Source organism: Bacillus mycoides, from assembly GCF_018742245.1.
In the GTDB taxonomy this organism is placed as follows: domain Bacteria; phylum Bacillota; class Bacilli; order Bacillales; family Bacillaceae_G; genus Bacillus_A; species Bacillus_A cereus_U.
In genome coordinates, this window is record NZ_CP036132.1 from 4831222 (window position 1) to 4849126 (window position 17905).

Genomic DNA, 17905 nt, shown 5'->3' on the forward strand with positions numbered 1-17905 from the left:
CCCTCCTTGTGCAACATTCCATACGAATGTTGCTTTTTTTTTTCAAAAAGCAGGATTCTTATTTCTCATTTTCGAATTTGTATATACAAAATGCTATAAGTCACCACTACTTCTCTATGATTTGCAAATAAATACATATACGTCGTATGAAGAGAATTGCTTACATAAAAATAACTAGAGTGCTTTTTATTCATGTACTAACGAAAGGATGGGACGAAAATTGGCATACGAAAGATTTGTACTATGGAATGATGCAGTTATTGATACAACGAAACATCGCGCGTACATAGAACTTGAAGAAAGAGGTTTACAATTTGGCGATGGCGTTTATGAAGTTATTCGCCTCTATAACGGAAACTTTCACTTATTAGACCCACATTTAACAAGATTATATCGATCCATGGAAGAAATAGAGTTATCACTCCCTTTCTCAAAAGCCGAACTCATCACCTTGCTCTACAAATTAATTGAAAACAATAATTTCCACGAAGACGGAACCATTTACTTACAAGTATCTCGTGGTGTACAAGCTCGAGCACATGCATTCTCATATGACACAACTCCGACAATCTATGCTTATATTTCAAAAAAGGAAAGACCAGCTTTATGGATTGAATACGGTGTACGTGCTATATCAGAACCTGATACGCGCTGGCTCCGCTGTGATATTAAATCGCTAAATTTATTACCAAATGTATTAGCTTATACGAAAGCTGAGCGCAAAGGTTGTAAAGAAGCACTTCTCGTACGAAATGGTATTGTAACTGAAGGTAGCCACTCTAACTTTTTTCTCATAAAAAACGGAACACTGTATACTCATCCAGCCAATCACCTTATTTTAAACGGCATTATTCGTCAGTACGTCCTTTCTTTAGCTAACACTCTTCAACTTCCTGTACAAGAAGAGCTTTTCAGCGTTCGCGATGTTTATCAAGCAGATGAGTGCTTCTTTACGGGAACGACTATTGAAATTTTGCCGATGACCCATCTCGATGGAACTGCGATTCAAGATGGTCAAGTTGGCCCTATCACCAAATTACTACAAAGGTCATTTTCTCAAAGCCTTTTAAAATCCAACAGCACATCTTCCTAAATACGAATAATCTTCTCATTTCTCGCATCAAATATATGTATTTAAATGGAAATCAAGGTGTGGATTTATGCCTTGATTTTTTCTTGTAATCTTTTTGTCATATTCAGATTCCCACATAAGTCTTGACAGTAATCGACATGCTCTTTAGAATTTTTAACAGTTGGTAAATATTTCTTAACTACATTACAGACAGAAAGGAATCGAAAAATCATGAAAAAATACCTTGCCGGTCTTGCGGCAGTGTCTGTAGCAGGAGGAGCAGCCCCTACACTTGATAGCGTTCAAGCTGCCCCTGAACAAAACACACAAAAAGCTGCTACACAAACTGTCCAAGCTTCCGCATCAAACAGTTCATCATATACGGTGAATGCTAGCGTGCTACATGTTCGCGCAGGATCAAGTACTTCTCACGACGTCATCTCTCGCGTTTATAATGGTCAATCATTAAACGTAATTGGAGAAGAAAATGGTTGGTTCAAAATTAACCATAATGGACAAACAGGCTATGTTAGTGGCGAATTTGTATCAAAAAATGGTGCAAAAACAAATAACAATGTAAGTACAGGTGGCAACAATAAAGTTACTGCTGATGTATTACGTGTACGTACAGCTCCTAACACTTCTAGTTCTGTTGCAGGACGTGTATATGAAGGACAAACTTTAAACGTAATTGGAGAAGAAAATGGTTGGGTGAAAATCAACCATAACGGACAAACTGGTTATGTTAGTAGCCAATTTGTATCAGGCGCTTCTTCAAATACTGGCTCTACAAGCAATAACAACAATAGTAACAATGAAGCAACTGTTCAACCAGCAAGCGGAAACTATACAGTAAATGTATCTTCCCTTCGCGTTCGTACAGGTCCTAGCACTTCTCATCCAACTGTAGGTTCTGTTAAACAAGGACAAGTAGTACAAGTTGTAGGCGAAGTTCAAGATTGGTTCAAAATCAATTACGCAGGACAAACAGCTTACTTAAGCAAAGACTACGTAACAAAAGGCGGCTCTAACGAAAACGTTACTCAAGGTAACAACCAAGAGCAAAATAATAATGGAACTGTTCAAACTGGTGGTACTTACGTCGTTAACGCAACATCTCTACGTGTTCGTACAGGCCCTGCTGCTTACCATAGTGTAATTGGCGGCGTGTTAAATGGTACAACATTAAACGTAGTTGGATCTGAAAACGGCTGGTTTAAAGTAAACTACCAAGGAAAAACAGGCTATGTTAGTAGCGAATTTGTAAAATTCGTTAAAGGTGGCACTGCTACTCCTGAACAACCGAAACAACCTGATCAAGGTGCAATTGGCGACTACTACATTAATGCTTCTGCACTAAATGTACGTAGCGGCGAAGGTACAAATTATAGAATCATAGGCGCACTTCCACAAGGACAGAAGGTTCAAGTAATCTCTGAAAACTCTGGATGGAGTAAAATTAACTACAACGGTCAAACTGGTTACATCGGAACACGTTTCCTATCTAAAACACCAGTTGGTGGCGCAGTAGATAATAAGCCTAACGACAACCAAAATAACAATCAAAATAATAACAACAATAACAATAACACTAATAATAGCGGTGACAGTTCTTCTCTACTTGCATACGCGAAATCTATGCAAGGCGTACCATACGTTTGGGGCGGTACTTCTGCTAATGGTGTTGACTGCAGTGGTTATATCTACCACGTATTTAAGAAATTTGGTCATAACATTAGCCGCCAAAGTGTTGCTGGATATTGGAGCAGCTTATCACAAACTTCAAATCCACAACCAGGTGACTTAATTTATTTCAAAGACACTTATAAAAAAGGCCCTTCTCACATGGGTATCTACCTTGGCGGGGGATCATTTATCCAATCTGGAGATAAAGGTGTAGCAATCGCTTCATTAAACAATTCTTATTGGAAAAGCCATTTCTTAGGGTATACGAAAGCACCTTAAGTTATAGTTTCAGAGCCTTCTAGTTTACTAGAAGGCTCTTTTTATTATGCGTTCCCTATATCCCCCTCCTGTTACTCTCTATCCACGAAAAAATAATGTATCCATTTTCCTATTTCGTACACTATATTCCATAAAAATTGTCCAAAACGTTATCATAATGAATATATTTCCACAAAAAACATAACCTATTTCATGTCAATTCATTTCATATGTGTTTTTTCAAAGAATTTTCTTTTTATTTAAACTTTTCGTTAGACGTTTGACCTCCGATGTCCATTATGATAAGTTACTTAAGATGTTATATTCGCAAAAGTATAGACAACTGGTTTATACACTTTTTTACTATGAGAAAGGAGCATACACTGCATGAATATTTTATGGGGAATTGGCGGCGTGATTGGAGTATTAGCAATCGCTTTCTTATTATCTTCCAACCGCAAAGCTATTAATTGGCGCACAATTTTAATCGCGCTAGCATTACAAATGACATTTTCATTTATTGTATTACGATGGGATGCTGGAAAAGCAGGCTTAAAAATTGCTGCTGACGGTGTTCAAGGATTAATCAATTTTTCTTACGAGGGAATTAAGTTCGTTGCTGGGGATTTAGTCAACGCAAAAGGACCTTGGGGATTTATCTTCGTTATTCAAGCACTACTTCCAATTGTATTTATTAGTTCATTAGTTGCAATCTTATATTACTTAGGTATTATGCAGAAATTAGTTAGTTTCATTGGTGGTGCATTAAGTAAACTTCTTGGAACTTCTAAGGCAGAAAGCTTAAATGCAGTAACGACTGTATTTTTAGGACAAACAGAAGCACCAATTTTAATTAAACCTTACTTAGCACGTTTAACTAACAGTGAGTTCTTCACTATTATGGTAAGTGGTATGACAGCTGTTGCCGGATCGGTTCTTGTCGGCTATGCAGCGATGGGCATTCCGTTAGAGCATTTATTAGCAGCAGCAATTATGGCAGCTCCATCAAGTTTATTAATTGCAAAACTAATTATGCCAGAAACAGAAAAAGTAGATAATAACGTTGAACTTTCTACAGAACGTGAAGATGCGAACGTTATTGACGCAGCTGCACGCGGTGCATCTGAAGGTATGCAACTTGTTATTAACGTAGCCGCAATGTTAATGGCTTTCATCGCATTAATCGCTTTATTAAATGGTCTATTAGGATGGGTTGGTTCTTGGTTCGATATTAAACTTAGCCTTGATTTAATCTTCGGTTACTTACTATCACCATTTGCAATCTTAATCGGTGTTTCACCAGGCGAAGCCGTGCAAGCAGCAAGTTTCATCGGTCAAAAACTTGCAATCAACGAATTCGTTGCATATGCAAACTTAGGACCACACATGGCAGAGTTATCTGCAAAAACAAATATGATTTTAACATTCGCAATCTGTGGTTTTGCAAACTTCTCTTCTATCGCAATTCAATTAGGTGTAACAGGAACGTTAGCTCCTACTCGCCGTAAACAAATTGCACAATTAGGGATTAAAGCAGTTATCGCTGGTACACTAGCGAACTTCTTAAACGCAGCAGTTGCAGGTATGATGTTCCTATAAATTCATGAAAGCCTCCTTTTTAAAAAGGAGGCTTTTTTATATAGTATAAACATAATTTTTATATATATTAAACCCTTTATGTCTAGATGTATAGACAATATGTTACAATAATTAGTATGTCTGTTTATTTTTTCTTGTACAAGAGGGATACTACTTGATGTCGCTCGCTAAAAAAGGACTTCCAGCTACATGGTCCATTTCTTAATAATTGTGCATACTACAAATATCCAGCACGAATTATCTTTAAGGAGGAACGTTTCGTGAAAGATAAGTCCTATAAAGTCCTCTCTATGTGGATTTTACAAATTTTATTTTATTTTACTACTGTACATGTGACGAAATATGAGCACGCGCTCATTTTTACAATTATATATGTCATCATAAATGTACTATTCCTATTTTTAGCTGATAAAACAGCATTTATTTTCTTCATACTGGGAACCATTATTTCAGTATTCTATTTATTTTATGAAGCATGGCTTCACTTATGGAGTACATCAGATCAATGGGAATATATTATTACCCACTTCCTGATGGCAGCTAACTTCTTCATTGTTTATATTTCAACCCATCTATTAAAAAAGGTTATCCTTAAAAATAAAGAGTTAACTGAACGAGTGAGAGTGCTTGAGCAATACATTGGAGAATCAAAATTATTAACAAGACAAGAATTCGAAAGACGACAAGCATTATTAACAACTGCGATGAATCGTCGTAATGAAACAGGAATTATCATTTTCTTCGATTTCACTTCCTTTAGTAAATATACAAAGGAAAGCGTCATGGATCGTGTAGCTTCATTATTAGTTGATACAGTCAGAACTGACTTTGACCTTGCTGCTGAATATGACAGCAACACATTAGTCATTTTATTACAAAACACAAATAAAGCCGGTGCTGACATTGTAATGAACCGTCTACATCCAAAAATGAAGCAATGGCTTGCTACTGAAGCAATTCAAGATATTAAAATAAAACGAGAACAAATCAATACCAAAGGACATACCCCACTATGATGACACTCGTTATGCTTCTTTTATTTATTTTGTTTTGTGTACTTGTTTTCTGGATCAGCATCACATTTTCAATTAAATATGTATTGATTTTTACGGCCTTTCTATTCTCTGCTTTACTCGTTTATTACTCTTTCTTAACAATTGCGGGCTTAATTCATCGAAATAGTAAACGAAAAGATCGTACGCTAGAACATTATCCAAGTGTAGATATTTTAATACCCGCTCATAATGAAGGGGTTGTTATTAAAGATACATTGGAAGCGATGGCAAAGATTGAATACCCAGGCAAACTAAACGTTTATTTATTAAACGATAACTCTCAAGATGAAACACCTGAAATTGGCGATGATTTCGACAGAGCTTATGCTCATATTCATCACATTCGTGTACCACCTGGCGAACCGAAAGGAAAATCGCGTGTATTAAACTACGGCCTTAGCATTTCGGATGGTGAATATTTCTGTGTTTACGATGCAGATAATCAACCTGAACCACATGCACTGCGAATGCTCGTAGAACATGCTGAAACAACAAAGGATGCCGTTGGAGCAGTTGGACACGTTCGTACAGTAAATGAAAAAAGAAATTGGCTTACACGAATGATTTCATTAGAATTTCAGATTTTCCAGCTCCTTATGCAATCTGGACGCTGGCTATTATTCCAAACAGGTTCACTAACCGGAACAAATATGCTTCTTCGTCGTTCCGCATTAGAAGAACTTGGCGGCTATGACCCTTATGCAATCGCAGAGGATGCCGAATTAACATTAAGAATTACCCAAAAGGGCTATCTCTTACCAATCGTCCCGGAATCGATTACATGGGAACAAGAACCTGAGCATTTAAACATTCTTATTAAACAGCGTACACGTTGGCTTCAAGGAAACTTATACATTTTAGAAAAAATGTTTTCTTCGTTAAGCTTCTTTAAAGGAAAACTTCTCGTCCATTCCTTACAACAAGTTTTAGTGTATGTCGTATTTTGGCTATTCCTGATCATTTCAAACGTTTGGTTTGTAATTGGACTGCTCGGCATATTCCAAATTCAATATAGCATTCCATTACTATTTATGTGGTATGTCGCATATATTACATATGTTTCTCAATTATTTAGTGCCCAGAGCGTCGAACGAACCTTTACACCGACCAACATTTTCATAAGCGTCATTATGTACTTTACGTACGCACAGCTCTTTACGTATTTGTTTATTCGCAGTCTCATTCTTTACTTACGCGCAAAGAGCAAGAAACAAGTAATTGGTTGGGATAAAACAGTACGATTTAAAAAAGAAAAATAGATTTCATTAAAAAATAAGCACAGAGCGCCGTATGCTCTGTGCTTATTTTTTACCGTAATACTATATATCAGACAATACCCCTTAGCAGAAAGTTATTTCACGTCCATCCCCCAACGAACGATCGACCTTCATTTATATACGAAAAAGTGATTGCTATTTTTGTAGAACCAATTGCTTCTCTTGATGCTCTTTACGAGTTTCAGTCTTCGGTTCCGTGCTTTCTTGGGCATTTCGATGTGCCACACGTTTCAAGCAAATATGCTTCCACTTTCTTTCGTAACGTTTCATTATTCTAGTTGTCCCCCTTGAATGCGATTTAAAACTATTTGAAATCGCTTACAGGAAATAATATAGCACATATACATAAAAGTGACAACACATTTCCGACATATTTTTGTCACAAATATGAATATAATGTGTAAAATATCGGATATTGTCGAACTATATCGATTTTTCTTTTTAAATTACCGATATCTATAGTATTCCGCAACAAAGTAATGCTTTTCCTACAATAGTATAGAACAGTGAAAAAGGACTGCCGACATTCGACAGTCCTAATACTATTTATATATGCAGGATTTTTTTCTTCTATTATTAATGTTGTTTCATACGCCCTTCTTTTTGCAACTCTTTAAATAGTGCTGCAATCATAAAGAAAATAACAAATACAAATGGGAATGCCGCAATAATCGACGCAGTTTGCAGCGCCTCTAATCCACCGACATACAATAAGGTTGAAGCTATCGCCGCTAGAACAATACCCCAAACCATTTTGATGCGATTTGGTGGGTTTAAGCTACCATGTGTCGTTAACATCGCTAGAACAAACGTAGCAGAGTCTGCCGATGTAATAAAGAATGTTGAAATAAGTAAAATAGCTAACACACATAAAGCCGGGCCCATACTACCCATCTGGTCTAACATAGCAAACAATCCTACTTCTGTGCCCATTTCTTTAATTTGACCATATATATTCGCCCCGTCGAACAATTCCATATGAATACCTGTTCCTCCGAAAACAGAGAACCAAAGCGCACCAATTACTGTTGGTACGAGTAACACACCAATAACAAATTCACGAATTGTACGCCCGCGTGACACACGAGCAATAAACGTACCTACGAATGGTGACCATGCAATCCACCATGCCCAGTAGAAAATTGTCCATGACTGAATCCATTGATTTCCGCCTTCATTTAATGGACTTAAACGGAAACTCATACTTGGTAATTCTTGAATGTATGATCCGATTGTTGAAGTGAAATAATTCATAATAAAGTTTGTTGGACCTGCAAATAATACAATTATCATAAGTGCAAACGCTAAAATAATATTCGCATTACTTAAATATTTAATTCCTTTATCGAGTCCCGTTTGTGCAGATAGCATATAAAGAACAGTTACAATTCCGATGATTACTAGCTGCGTTGGTAATGAGTTTGGAATGGATGTTAAATAACTAACACCACCCGCAATTTGCTTTGCTCCAAGTCCTAATGATGTTGCCACACCAAATACTGTCGCAAATACAGCTAGAACATCAAACATATGGGCAATACGGCCATGTTCACCGCCTTTAAATAGTGGACCCACTGTCGCACTAATTGTACTTGCTCTTCCTTTTCTAAATGTAAAATACGCAATACATAATGCTACAAGTGCATATAATCCCCACGGATGTAATCCCCAGTGGAAAAACGAGAAACGAAGTGCAAGACGTGCACTCTCTTCAGTCGCACCCTCTCCAAACGGAGGTGTGTATAAATGATTCAACGGTTCTGCAACGCCCCAGAAAACCAAACCGATTCCCATACCGGCACTAAATAACATAGCAAACCATGTCATATAACTATAATCAGGTTCATCATCATCTTTACCTAAACGAATCGAACCGTACTTAGAAACAATTAAGAAAATAGCAATTCCTAAGAAAATAGAAACGGAAATAATATAGAACCATCCAAACTTACTAACTAGCGCAGCTTGAATTACAGTCGTTACATTTCCTAAGCTACCTTTTCCAATAATAGATTCGGGAATAATCCCCCAAAGTGTAAATGCAATGCATAATGTTAATGAGACAATAAATGTTTTCGTCAGTTTCCTCATCAAATCCCCCTTCGTATGTTTCATTTCTTGTGAATATCATAAATTCCGATGTGTTAAATCGGATAGAAAACCATAGTTTTTTGCGGTGATTTTCTTTCGGCTCTCTCAAGTTTGCCTTCACCAATTAGAGTTCTTATGGACAGCCTTACCTTCCGTACAACCTTTTCACTCTGCAAGAGCTACAAGATTGGAATACTACTGTCAAATTGTGTGAGAAAAATGCGGATGGGAAGAGATTTTCCCAAAAAAGGATGTGTTACAGTTTTAAAAAAGGCAGATTTATTCTTTATAACCCTTTCTTCTTGTAACAATTATGCGGTTTTTTTGCTAGTATATAGCGCGTGTTTATAACTTCACAAACGAGATGTTTATGTTTATATAACTATATTACCCATAAAACGGTAAAATACTCAAGGATTGTAACTGTATAGTAATCATTACGTAATACTATTGTAACATTCTTATTTGCACCGAAAAATTATGTTGTATTAAATATTTTGAATATAACTAGAAACCTACTAATTATATGGAATGAAAAACGCTTTCCTCTAATTCTAGCTATATTACAAATTGTTAACGACTTATTACGAATGGTTTGTAATTGTGTGTTTTCCCAAAATCCGAAAAAATCTGTTGCTATAATGAGGACACGAAAACAAACGCAATGGAGGCTATCATGAAAAAATTAATTGGAATAGCAACAGCAGCAGTTTTTGGTCTTGGGATTTTCACCGCATCTGCTAACGCAGAAACTGTTGTAAAAACAGACGTACTAAATGTACGAGAAAACCCTACTACTGAATCAAAAGTTGTCGGTAAATTACAGAATGGTCATAAATTAGATGTTCTAAATACAGAAAACGGATGGTCACAAATCAAATTAGATGGTAAAGACGCATTCGTAAGTACAGAGTTTACAAAGAACTCTTACTATGTAACAGCTAACGTATTAAATGTACGTGCTGAAGCGAACACAAACTCAGAAATTCTTGGAACGCTTAAGAAAGACGATATGATCGAAACAACGAACCAAGTACAAAATGAGTGGTTACAATTTGAATATAACGGGAAAACGGCTTATGTTCATGTTCCTTTCTTAACAGGTACAGCACCTGTTATTGAGAAACAAGAAACGCCTGCTCCTGCTAAAGCTGCAGCACCAGCTAAGGCTCAAGCACCTGCACCAGTAAAAACAGCTGCTAAGCCTGCTGTGAAAGCTGCTGAAACTAGCGAACCTTCTAATGGTCGTGAGTTAACTGTTGTAGCTACAGCATATACAGCTCATCCGAGCGAAAACGGTGGCACATACGGCGGCCGTGTATTAACTGCAATGGGTCATGACCTAACAGCGAACCCAAACATGAAAATGATCGCTGTTGACCCGAAAGTAATCCCGTTAGGATCTAAAGTATGGGTAGAAGGTTATGGAGAAGCAATCGCTGGTGATACTGGCGGTGCAATTAAAGGTAACCGTATCGACATTCTACTTGGATCAGATAGCGCTGCTAACAAATGGGGACGCAAAACTGTTAAAGTGAAAATTTTAAAATAACCAATGACTGCTAAATTACAGCCGGTTCTCTTTATTGAGAGCTGGCTTTTATTTTTTTATAATAGCTATAAGGAGGTTATGTCCATGAATGTACAAGCAAAAGTAGACTGGGTCGGTACACCAAAACCGTACATATATAAAGATGATGTAACATATGATGCAATCGCAATTGACTTCTCACTAACAAACGATGACAATCGCTATAAATTAATTGTGCTCAAGTCTGAAGAACATACACATTACAAACTCGTACAATACGGAATAAAACCAGGCTCTCAAAAGCCATTCCCTATTGATATTCCATTCGAGCAAGAAATGCTACCGCTCATAGAACAAATATTAAATGATCCATATGTACAAGCGATATTAAAGGAAGCGCGCTTCTAATTACAAAAAAAGAGGCTGTTCAAAGTTGAACAGCCTCTTTCTTATATCAACGAGTCGGACCAGATATTTCCTCTGATTTCAGCGTATTATTGGCTCCAAGAGAATAGTACAATATCTTGCCATTCCCATTAACCGTAACGATATGTTCATTATTAAAACTTTTGAACTTAACAGATCCATCACCGTAACGAATATGATACTCTTCATATGTCGTTACTTTATATTTCGTTTCACTTTGACGTTCTACATTACGAATATCCATCGTTAATAGATCTTCTGTAATTCCTTTTTTGTGTAGATATTGTAAGTATTCACGGTCTTCCTTATACGATGGCCCGCTTTTATCATAATTACTTTCAATTATGCTAAAATCATTTAATGAAATCGCGCGCACATTATCATAAATATGTGTTCGCACAAATTCACCAGCTGCTGAGCTTGACGTTTCTTTCGGGAACTTTAAATAATATGTGCTTTGTTCCCCAATTTTGATGCTTTCAGATTTAATGACACCAAGGTCGCTGTTTTTCTCTAAATGTACTTCAATCGTTTCATCTGTCGCTACAGGACCAAGTTTATAGCTTCCGTTACTTAATTTCCCACGCTTTTGACCGTTCACAAAAACAGCCGCTTCTTTTTCATCAGAAGAAATGGTTACATAATTTCCTTCAAGTGATAAATTCACTTCTACTGTCCCATTCTTTTCGTTTGCTAAATCCACTTCTTTTTCTGTCTCTAATTCAGTAAGCTCTGACTTCGCCTTTGCCTTTACAACATAAGCACCTGGGAAGTATGGTCCTAATTCTTTCGAAGTTTTACCACTAGAAAGCTCTGTTTCTTTTTTATCATTTACATATATTTCAGCATTCTTTGCAGTTGTGCTAACATTCATGTAATAAGATTTCATACTGAACTTATACTTTGGATATAAGAACCACTCTTTCCCGTCTTCTATAATTGTCCCATCTTGAAAAGATGCTGTATCACTTGCTGAATTTTCATCTACTGCCTCTTTTTGTAAATAGGACAATAATGTCTTATTGTACGAAGGATTATCTTTTAAATAACGTATGTATGCTTTAATATCTTCTGGCTTAACCTTTAGGCCTGGATCATCTACTTTCACAAACTCATCGATTGCACTAACATCTTTATTTTGGAATGCCTCGATCATTACATTTACTTGCTTTTCTTTTGAAAACTTATTTGCCCCAAATTGATATGCCCCAAATAATAAAGCAACAATTACGATGAAACCAATGATCAAAAATACATTTTTATTAATTTGCACTGGTCTTGTCTCTAATTGTATCTCCTCACTAGAAGCAGCCGTATCGCCCGATATTTCTTCTAATTTACTGCGGCACTTAGGACAAAAGTTCAAATGGCCTGCAACCTGCTTCTTACAAGTTCCACAAAACTTCAATATGCTCTCCCCCAATTTCCCACTAATTTCATTCCGGCATACGCTACAATAAAACCTATGCTTTTTCTACATTACACTTGCAGTCCTTTTTGCAACTGCGCAATATGTAACTTCAGCTTTCCTTATTCATTTCACTACCTAATTCCGACTATTTCTCTCCCTATAAACATTTTATATATTACCATGATTTCCGATTATTGTAATCCAAATTTCATTTTTTCTGTTTTGAGCATTTTTTGTTTATAATGGTAAAGGAAAGAAATCTGTGTACGGAGGAATATTATGCTGCAAGACTCAATTACGAAAGATGAAATTATGATGATTGCGAATGAGTTCGTTCAAGGGCTTGATCCACAGCAAGTTGCTGATCAGGAGCATGTCGCTACAGCTCGGCACCTATATCGTAGTGGTGTTGTCTATAACGTTGACTTTGATGGCTATACGCTATCCGGAACTGTAAATGCTGAAGGCAGTGTATATAGCGTTCACATCCCGATTCGTAATGTCACTGAAAGCTATTGCGATTGCTTCGCGCCAACGCAATGTCAGCATATGCTTGCTGTGTTACTATCTGCAGCTTCTAGTTTTGGGCAGGTAGGAGATGTATTAACTTTATTCAAAAATAATACAAAACCTTCTCTTCCTCCTATTCGAACTGCACGACAAGTATTGCAATCATCAGCTTTTGAAGAACTGGATTATAAAAGTTGGCAAACATACTTTGAAAATGAATATGAATCATTTAAAAAAGAACAAGCGCGGCTCACTTATAAACAAATGTATTTTCTTATGAGTCTTTTTACAGACTTCTATACAAAATTAGAACGGAAAGCTCCGCGCATCGTTGCTATTCATGAATTATTTAAGTTGCACGCGGCACTTTATTGCTTTCAAAAATTATTAGAAGAAATTCAGGAATTTGAAGCAAACAAACTATATTCTTATCACCAACCAGTTAACGTCGTTCGCCTATTCGTTGATAAAGTTGAATCTACCGTTAGGGACCTAAAAACAGAGGAGATTCCAGAAGAATCCAAACCGATTTTACAAGAAACAGCGCGGCTCATACATGAAGCATTCTTCTCTACCGATGCCTATACACAAGAGCGATTCTTCATTTATCGTCACGTATGGGGTGAACTGTTAAGAACAGAAGAGCAGCTACAAGAAGAAGAAAAACGAATCGATACTAAAATCAATCCACTTTCCAAAGCATTAGCATCTTCTCATCTGCTCTTTTTAAATAATGAAGACTTATCGGCAATGGAATTACTCAAAAAACAGCCTGCTTCTGTTGTGAGCCTTTACTTCTATTGGTTAGAAGAGTTATTAAGTGCGATGCAGTGGGACCGTGCTAAAAGCTGGCTTTCCTTTACTTATAAACAAGTAAAAGAAACGATAACGGAACAAGAGAATACCGTCTTCATACAAGATATCGTTCGATTATTTGTGATGATGTATGAGACATATGCAACGCATACGAATGAACAAGCGGGATTAGAAATGATTTTACAAGAACTATTACCGTATAGTTTCACAAATTATGAACAATATGTACTTGCGAAGAAACAATACCATGCATGGACGGAACTTCAGCTCTTATATGGATTCGAAGTAATCGAACTTTTGAAAGAACCATTGAAAGATATTGAAAAAGAAGCGCCCGAAGCAGCACTTCCTCTTTATCACCATGCCGCAATGGAAGCAATTGAAGAGCGAAATCGCAAATCATATAAACGTGCCGTTCGTTACTTAAAGAAATTACGTATGCTTTATAAACGACTGAAGCGAACTGATGAATGGGATGCTTTCATTATTCATATCGCTAACTTACATTCACGTCTGCGTGCACTACAAGAGGAATTACGGAGAGGAAAATTAATCGATGATCATACAAACTGAAGTAACAATTAGGCTCCAGCACGTTAGTCAAGGTTGGTTCCTTTGGGGAGAAGATGATAGCGGTACGCTCTTATCCGTAGCAACTTGGAAAAAAAATGCATTCGCATGGCACTCTACTTCCTTCTACGGAACGTTTTTAAAAGAAGCAACGTATGAGGGAAAACAAGGCGTTCTGTTAACGAATGCCCAGGCATTTGAATACATCGCAAATAAACCGATGAATTCATTTGCAAATATGCAAATGAACGGTCCTATTACGGCACTTACAAAGGACGCAAGTGAATTATGGGACGCTTTCGTCAGCGGCAGCTTCGCACCTGACATGAAGCATTGGTCTCAGCAGCCATCTTGGAAAGTTCAGAATACCTCAATTGAAGATGACGTGTTAGCATCTCTTTTCTCTGCCGCTGTGAACGAAAGTATTTTGCAAGATGCTCGCTCAAATGACGGATGGGAAGATGCAAAGAGACTATATGAACATTACGACTTTACGAAAAGGCAATTGGAAGCAGCACTACATGAAGAAGATTGGCTTCGAAAAATTGGTTACATTGAAGATGATCTTCCATTTACAGTCGGCTTAAGACTACAAGAACCGCAAGAAGAACTTGAAATGTGGAAGCTTGAAACAATCGTTACACCAAAACGTGGTGCGCATCGCATATATGTATATGAAAGTATCGATTCCTTGCCAAAACGATGGCACGATTACGAAGAACGGATTCTTGAAACACAAGAAGGATTCAGTAAGCTCGTACCGTGGCTAAAAGAGGACGACAAGTTCCGAGAAGAACTCTTTGAAACGGAAGCTTGGAACTTCTTAACCGAAGCAAGTAATGAATTACTCGCAGCAGGCATTACAATTCTACTACCATCATGGTGGCAAAATTTAAAAGCAACAAAACCGAGGTTACGCGTTCAACTGAAGCAAAGTACAGCACAAACACAGTCTTTCTTCGGCATGAATACGCTCGTTAATTTCGACTGGCGCATTTCAACGGACGGAATTGATTTATCAGAAAGCGAGTTTTTCGAACTCGTTGAGCAGAACAAACGTCTTTTCAATTTAAATGGTCAATGGATGAGACTTGATCCTGCCTTTATTGAAGAAGTAAGAAAACTAATGCACCGTGCTGATAAATATGGCCTAGAAATGAAAGACGTGTTGCAGCAACATTTATCGAGCACGGCGGAAACAGAAATTGTAGAAGACGATAGTCCGTTTAGCGATATTGAAATCGAACTAGACGGATATTATGAAGAACTTTTCCAAAAGCTTCTGCACATTGGAGATATTCCGAAAGTAGATACACCATCTTCGCTACAAGCAACACTCCGCCCGTATCAACAACACGGGATTGAATGGTTGCTATACTTACGAAAGCTTGGATTTGGGGCATTATTAGCCGATGATATGGGACTTGGAAAAAGTATTCAAACGATAACTTACTTACTATACGCTAAAGAAAACAATCTCCAAACAGGTCCTGCATTAATTGTGGCACCAACATCAGTCCTTGGAAATTGGCAAAAAGAATTTGAGCGTTTCGCACCAAGTTTACGTGTTCAGTTACACTATGGTAGTAACCGAGCTAAGGATGAGTCATTTAAAGATTTTCTTCAATCAGCAGATGTTATATTAACTTCTTATGCATTAGCTCAGCTTGATGAAGAAGAACTTAGTACGTTATGCTGGGACGCTGTTATTTTAGACGAAGCACAAAATATAAAAAACCCACATACGAAACAGTCGAAAGCAGTAAGAAACTTACAAGCAAATCATAAAATTGCTTTGACCGGTACACCGATGGAAAACCGACTTGCTGAGCTTTGGTCTATTTTCGACTTTATCAATCATGGGTATCTCGGAAGCTTAGGACAATTCCAGCGCCGCTTCGTCACACCGATTGAAAAGGACCGCGATGAAGGGAAAATCCAGCAAGTTCAGCGGTTTATCTCGCCGTTTTTACTGCGTCGTACGAAGAAAGATCAAACAGTCGCATTAAACTTACCAGATAAACAAGAACAGAAAGCTTATTGTTCACTAACTGGTGAACAGGCTTCCTTATACGAACAACTTGTTCAAGATACATTGCAAAATGTAGAAGGATTAAGCGGAATTGAAAGACGCGGATTTATATTACTTATGCTGAACAAGCTAAAACAAATTTGTAACCATCCAGCACTTTATTTGAAAGAAGAAGAACCACAAAATATCGTCGAGCGCTCTATGAAAACAAAAACGGTAATGGAGCTCATCGAAAATATAAAGGACCAAAATGAAAGTTGCTTAATCTTCACTCAGTACATTGGCATGGGGAACATGCTAAAAAGTATGTTAGAAGAAACATTCGGTCAGCGCGTCCTCTTCTTAAACGGGAGCGTACCGAAGAAAGAGCGTGACAAGATGATTGAGCAGTTCCAAAACGGAACGTATGACATCTTCATCTTATCGTTAAAGGCTGGTGGAACAGGATTAAACTTAACTGCTGCCAACCATGTCATTCACTATGACCGTTGGTGGAATCCAGCTGTAGAAAACCAAGCAACAGACCGTGCTTATCGCATCGGTCAAAAACGCTTCGTTCACGTTCATAAACTTATTACAACAGGAACACTTGAAGAGAAAATTGATGAAATGTTAGAACGAAAACAATCATTAAACAACGCCGTCATTACAAGCGATAGTTGGATGACCGAACTATCAACAGACGAACTAAAAGAATTACTTGGCGTATAAGGTGGATAAATGAAAAAGGAGCAAATCTCTAAATGAGATTAGCTCCTTTTTCTATGCCAAAACCAATTGCTTATTATAATTCCTGTTAACCCACCGCACGTATCAAGCAATGAATCTTGCCACATCGGTGTACGGTCTCCCGTAAACCATTGATGAATTTCATCAAATGTTGCATACCCCGCAACGAAAAGGAGGGCGTATGCAAAACACCTTTTTCTCGAATAACCCGATCGATGAAAAGCATAATACGTCAATGAACCGAGCATAAAGAACACCATAAAATGAGCACCTTTACGAAGGAAAAACTCAACAAATCCACCTACACCTTTATTTGCGATACTAACAGGTGTACCTCCGCCATAATCGATAGATACCCATGAAAAATGCTCTTTCACAAACTCAACATTTATATATTGCTCAATATCCGAGCGCATATCCTGTTTTTTATATGGCTGTGCTGAAGAATAGAAAATAATCCCCATCCATAGTAATACAGGAATCCAAAATAACCATTTACGATTCATTCTCCCGAAACTCCTCTCTTAGTCTTTTAAGAGTAACAAAAAAAAGAAAAAATTTCACGCCAAAACATGACATTTACCACCTATTTATAAAGTGAAAGGGGGTGATAAACATGGCAGTTGAAACAATCGTAATGGATTTAACTTTACGTCTCGTATTAAACGGAGGATTAGACAAAAACGGTAAAACAGTTTTTAAGAACAAGCAATTCAAACGTGTGAAAACAAATGCAGATTTAGGAAAAGTGCATGAAGTAGCACGCGCTCTTGCTTCACTACAACAATCATCACTTCACGCTGTACAACTTGTAAGCACGTCAGATCTTTCTAACCTGTAAT

14 protein-coding genes are annotated in these 17905 nt (G+C 37.3%); 10 read left to right on the forward strand and 4 right to left on the reverse strand.

Going from position 1 to position 17905, the window contains the following annotated elements:
• Positions 1 to 208 precede the first annotated feature (208 nt).
• The 5 genes from EXW56_RS24930 to EXW56_RS24950 all read left to right on the forward strand — a co-directional run bounded on the left by EXW56_RS24930 (position 209) and on the right by EXW56_RS24950 (position 6929).
• Positions 209 to 1093, forward strand: a complete 885-nt coding sequence (locus EXW56_RS24930; RefSeq protein WP_080013674.1) for a D-amino-acid transaminase — start codon at positions 209 to 211, stop codon at positions 1091 to 1093.
• Between the two features lie 210 nt (positions 1094 to 1303).
• Complete coding sequence (locus EXW56_RS24935) at positions 1304 to 3037, forward strand: C40 family peptidase (protein ID WP_098988421.1); 1734 nt, start codon at positions 1304 to 1306, stop codon at positions 3035 to 3037.
• 366 nt (positions 3038 to 3403) lie between these two features.
• Positions 3404 to 4615, forward strand: a complete 1212-nt coding sequence (locus tag EXW56_RS24940; RefSeq protein ID WP_002112942.1) for a NupC/NupG family nucleoside CNT transporter — start codon at positions 3404 to 3406, stop codon at positions 4613 to 4615.
• A 260-nt stretch (positions 4616 to 4875) separates the two neighbouring features.
• Complete coding sequence (locus EXW56_RS24945) at positions 4876 to 5631, forward strand: diguanylate cyclase domain-containing protein (RefSeq protein WP_098988422.1); 756 nt, start codon at positions 4876 to 4878, stop codon at positions 5629 to 5631.
• Entirely contained in the window at positions 5628 to 6929 is a 1302-nt protein-coding gene (locus EXW56_RS24950; protein WP_098988423.1) for a glycosyltransferase family 2 protein, read from the forward strand. The genes EXW56_RS24945 and EXW56_RS24950 overlap by 4 nt, the downstream gene beginning before the upstream one ends.
• 153 nt (positions 6930 to 7082) lie before the next feature.
• On the opposite strand, the gene EXW56_RS27875 is transcribed toward EXW56_RS24950, so the two are convergent.
• Positions 7083 to 7217, reverse strand: coding sequence for a hypothetical protein (locus EXW56_RS27875; protein WP_002068447.1), 135 nt, complete (start codon positions 7215 to 7217; stop codon positions 7083 to 7085).
• A 306-nt stretch (positions 7218 to 7523) separates the two neighbouring features.
• Positions 7524 to 9038: a glycine betaine transporter OpuD gene (opuD, locus tag EXW56_RS24955; RefSeq protein WP_002112946.1), complete on the reverse strand. Its 1515-nt coding sequence runs from the start codon at positions 9036 to 9038 to the stop codon at positions 7524 to 7526.
• Positions 9039 to 9714: 676 nt separating this feature from the next.
• Between opuD and EXW56_RS24960 the strand changes: the two genes are divergently transcribed.
• Positions 9715 to 10590 carry a cell wall-binding protein EntA gene (locus tag EXW56_RS24960; RefSeq protein ID WP_199660457.1) on the forward strand — a complete coding sequence of 292 codons (876 nt, stop codon included), beginning with the start codon at positions 9715 to 9717 and terminating at the stop codon, positions 10588 to 10590.
• A gap of 84 nt (positions 10591 to 10674) precedes the next feature.
• Entirely contained in the window at positions 10675 to 10977 is a 303-nt protein-coding gene (locus tag EXW56_RS24965; protein ID WP_002198823.1) for a DUF3910 family protein, read from the forward strand.
• 46 nt (positions 10978 to 11023) lie between these two features.
• On the opposite strand, the gene EXW56_RS24970 is transcribed toward EXW56_RS24965, so the two are convergent.
• Entirely contained in the window at positions 11024 to 12403 is a 1380-nt protein-coding gene (locus tag EXW56_RS24970; RefSeq protein ID WP_033716660.1) for a zinc ribbon domain-containing protein, read from the reverse strand.
• A gap of 282 nt (positions 12404 to 12685) precedes the next feature.
• On the opposite strand from EXW56_RS24970, the gene EXW56_RS24975 reads away from it, so the two are divergent.
• Complete coding sequence (locus EXW56_RS24975) at positions 12686 to 14305, forward strand: SWIM zinc finger family protein (RefSeq protein WP_002198821.1); 1620 nt, start codon at positions 12686 to 12688, stop codon at positions 14303 to 14305.
• A complete protein-coding gene (locus EXW56_RS24980) occupies positions 14289 to 17045 on the forward strand; it encodes a DEAD/DEAH box helicase (RefSeq protein WP_098988425.1) in 2757 nt (918 codons plus the stop codon). Before EXW56_RS24975 ends, EXW56_RS24980 begins: the two co-directional genes overlap by 17 nt.
• Before the next feature lie 38 nt (positions 17046 to 17083).
• On the opposite strand, the gene EXW56_RS24985 is transcribed toward EXW56_RS24980, so the two are convergent.
• Complete coding sequence (locus tag EXW56_RS24985) at positions 17084 to 17569, reverse strand: VanZ family protein (protein WP_002068432.1); 486 nt, start codon at positions 17567 to 17569, stop codon at positions 17084 to 17086.
• A 110-nt stretch (positions 17570 to 17679) separates the two neighbouring features.
• Here EXW56_RS24985 and EXW56_RS24990 point away from each other — a divergent pair, with 110 nt between their 5' ends.
• Positions 17680 to 17904: a DUF1659 domain-containing protein gene (locus tag EXW56_RS24990; protein WP_002016256.1), complete on the forward strand. Its 225-nt coding sequence runs from the start codon at positions 17680 to 17682 to the stop codon at positions 17902 to 17904.
• The last annotated feature ends 1 nt before the right edge of the window (position 17905 follow it).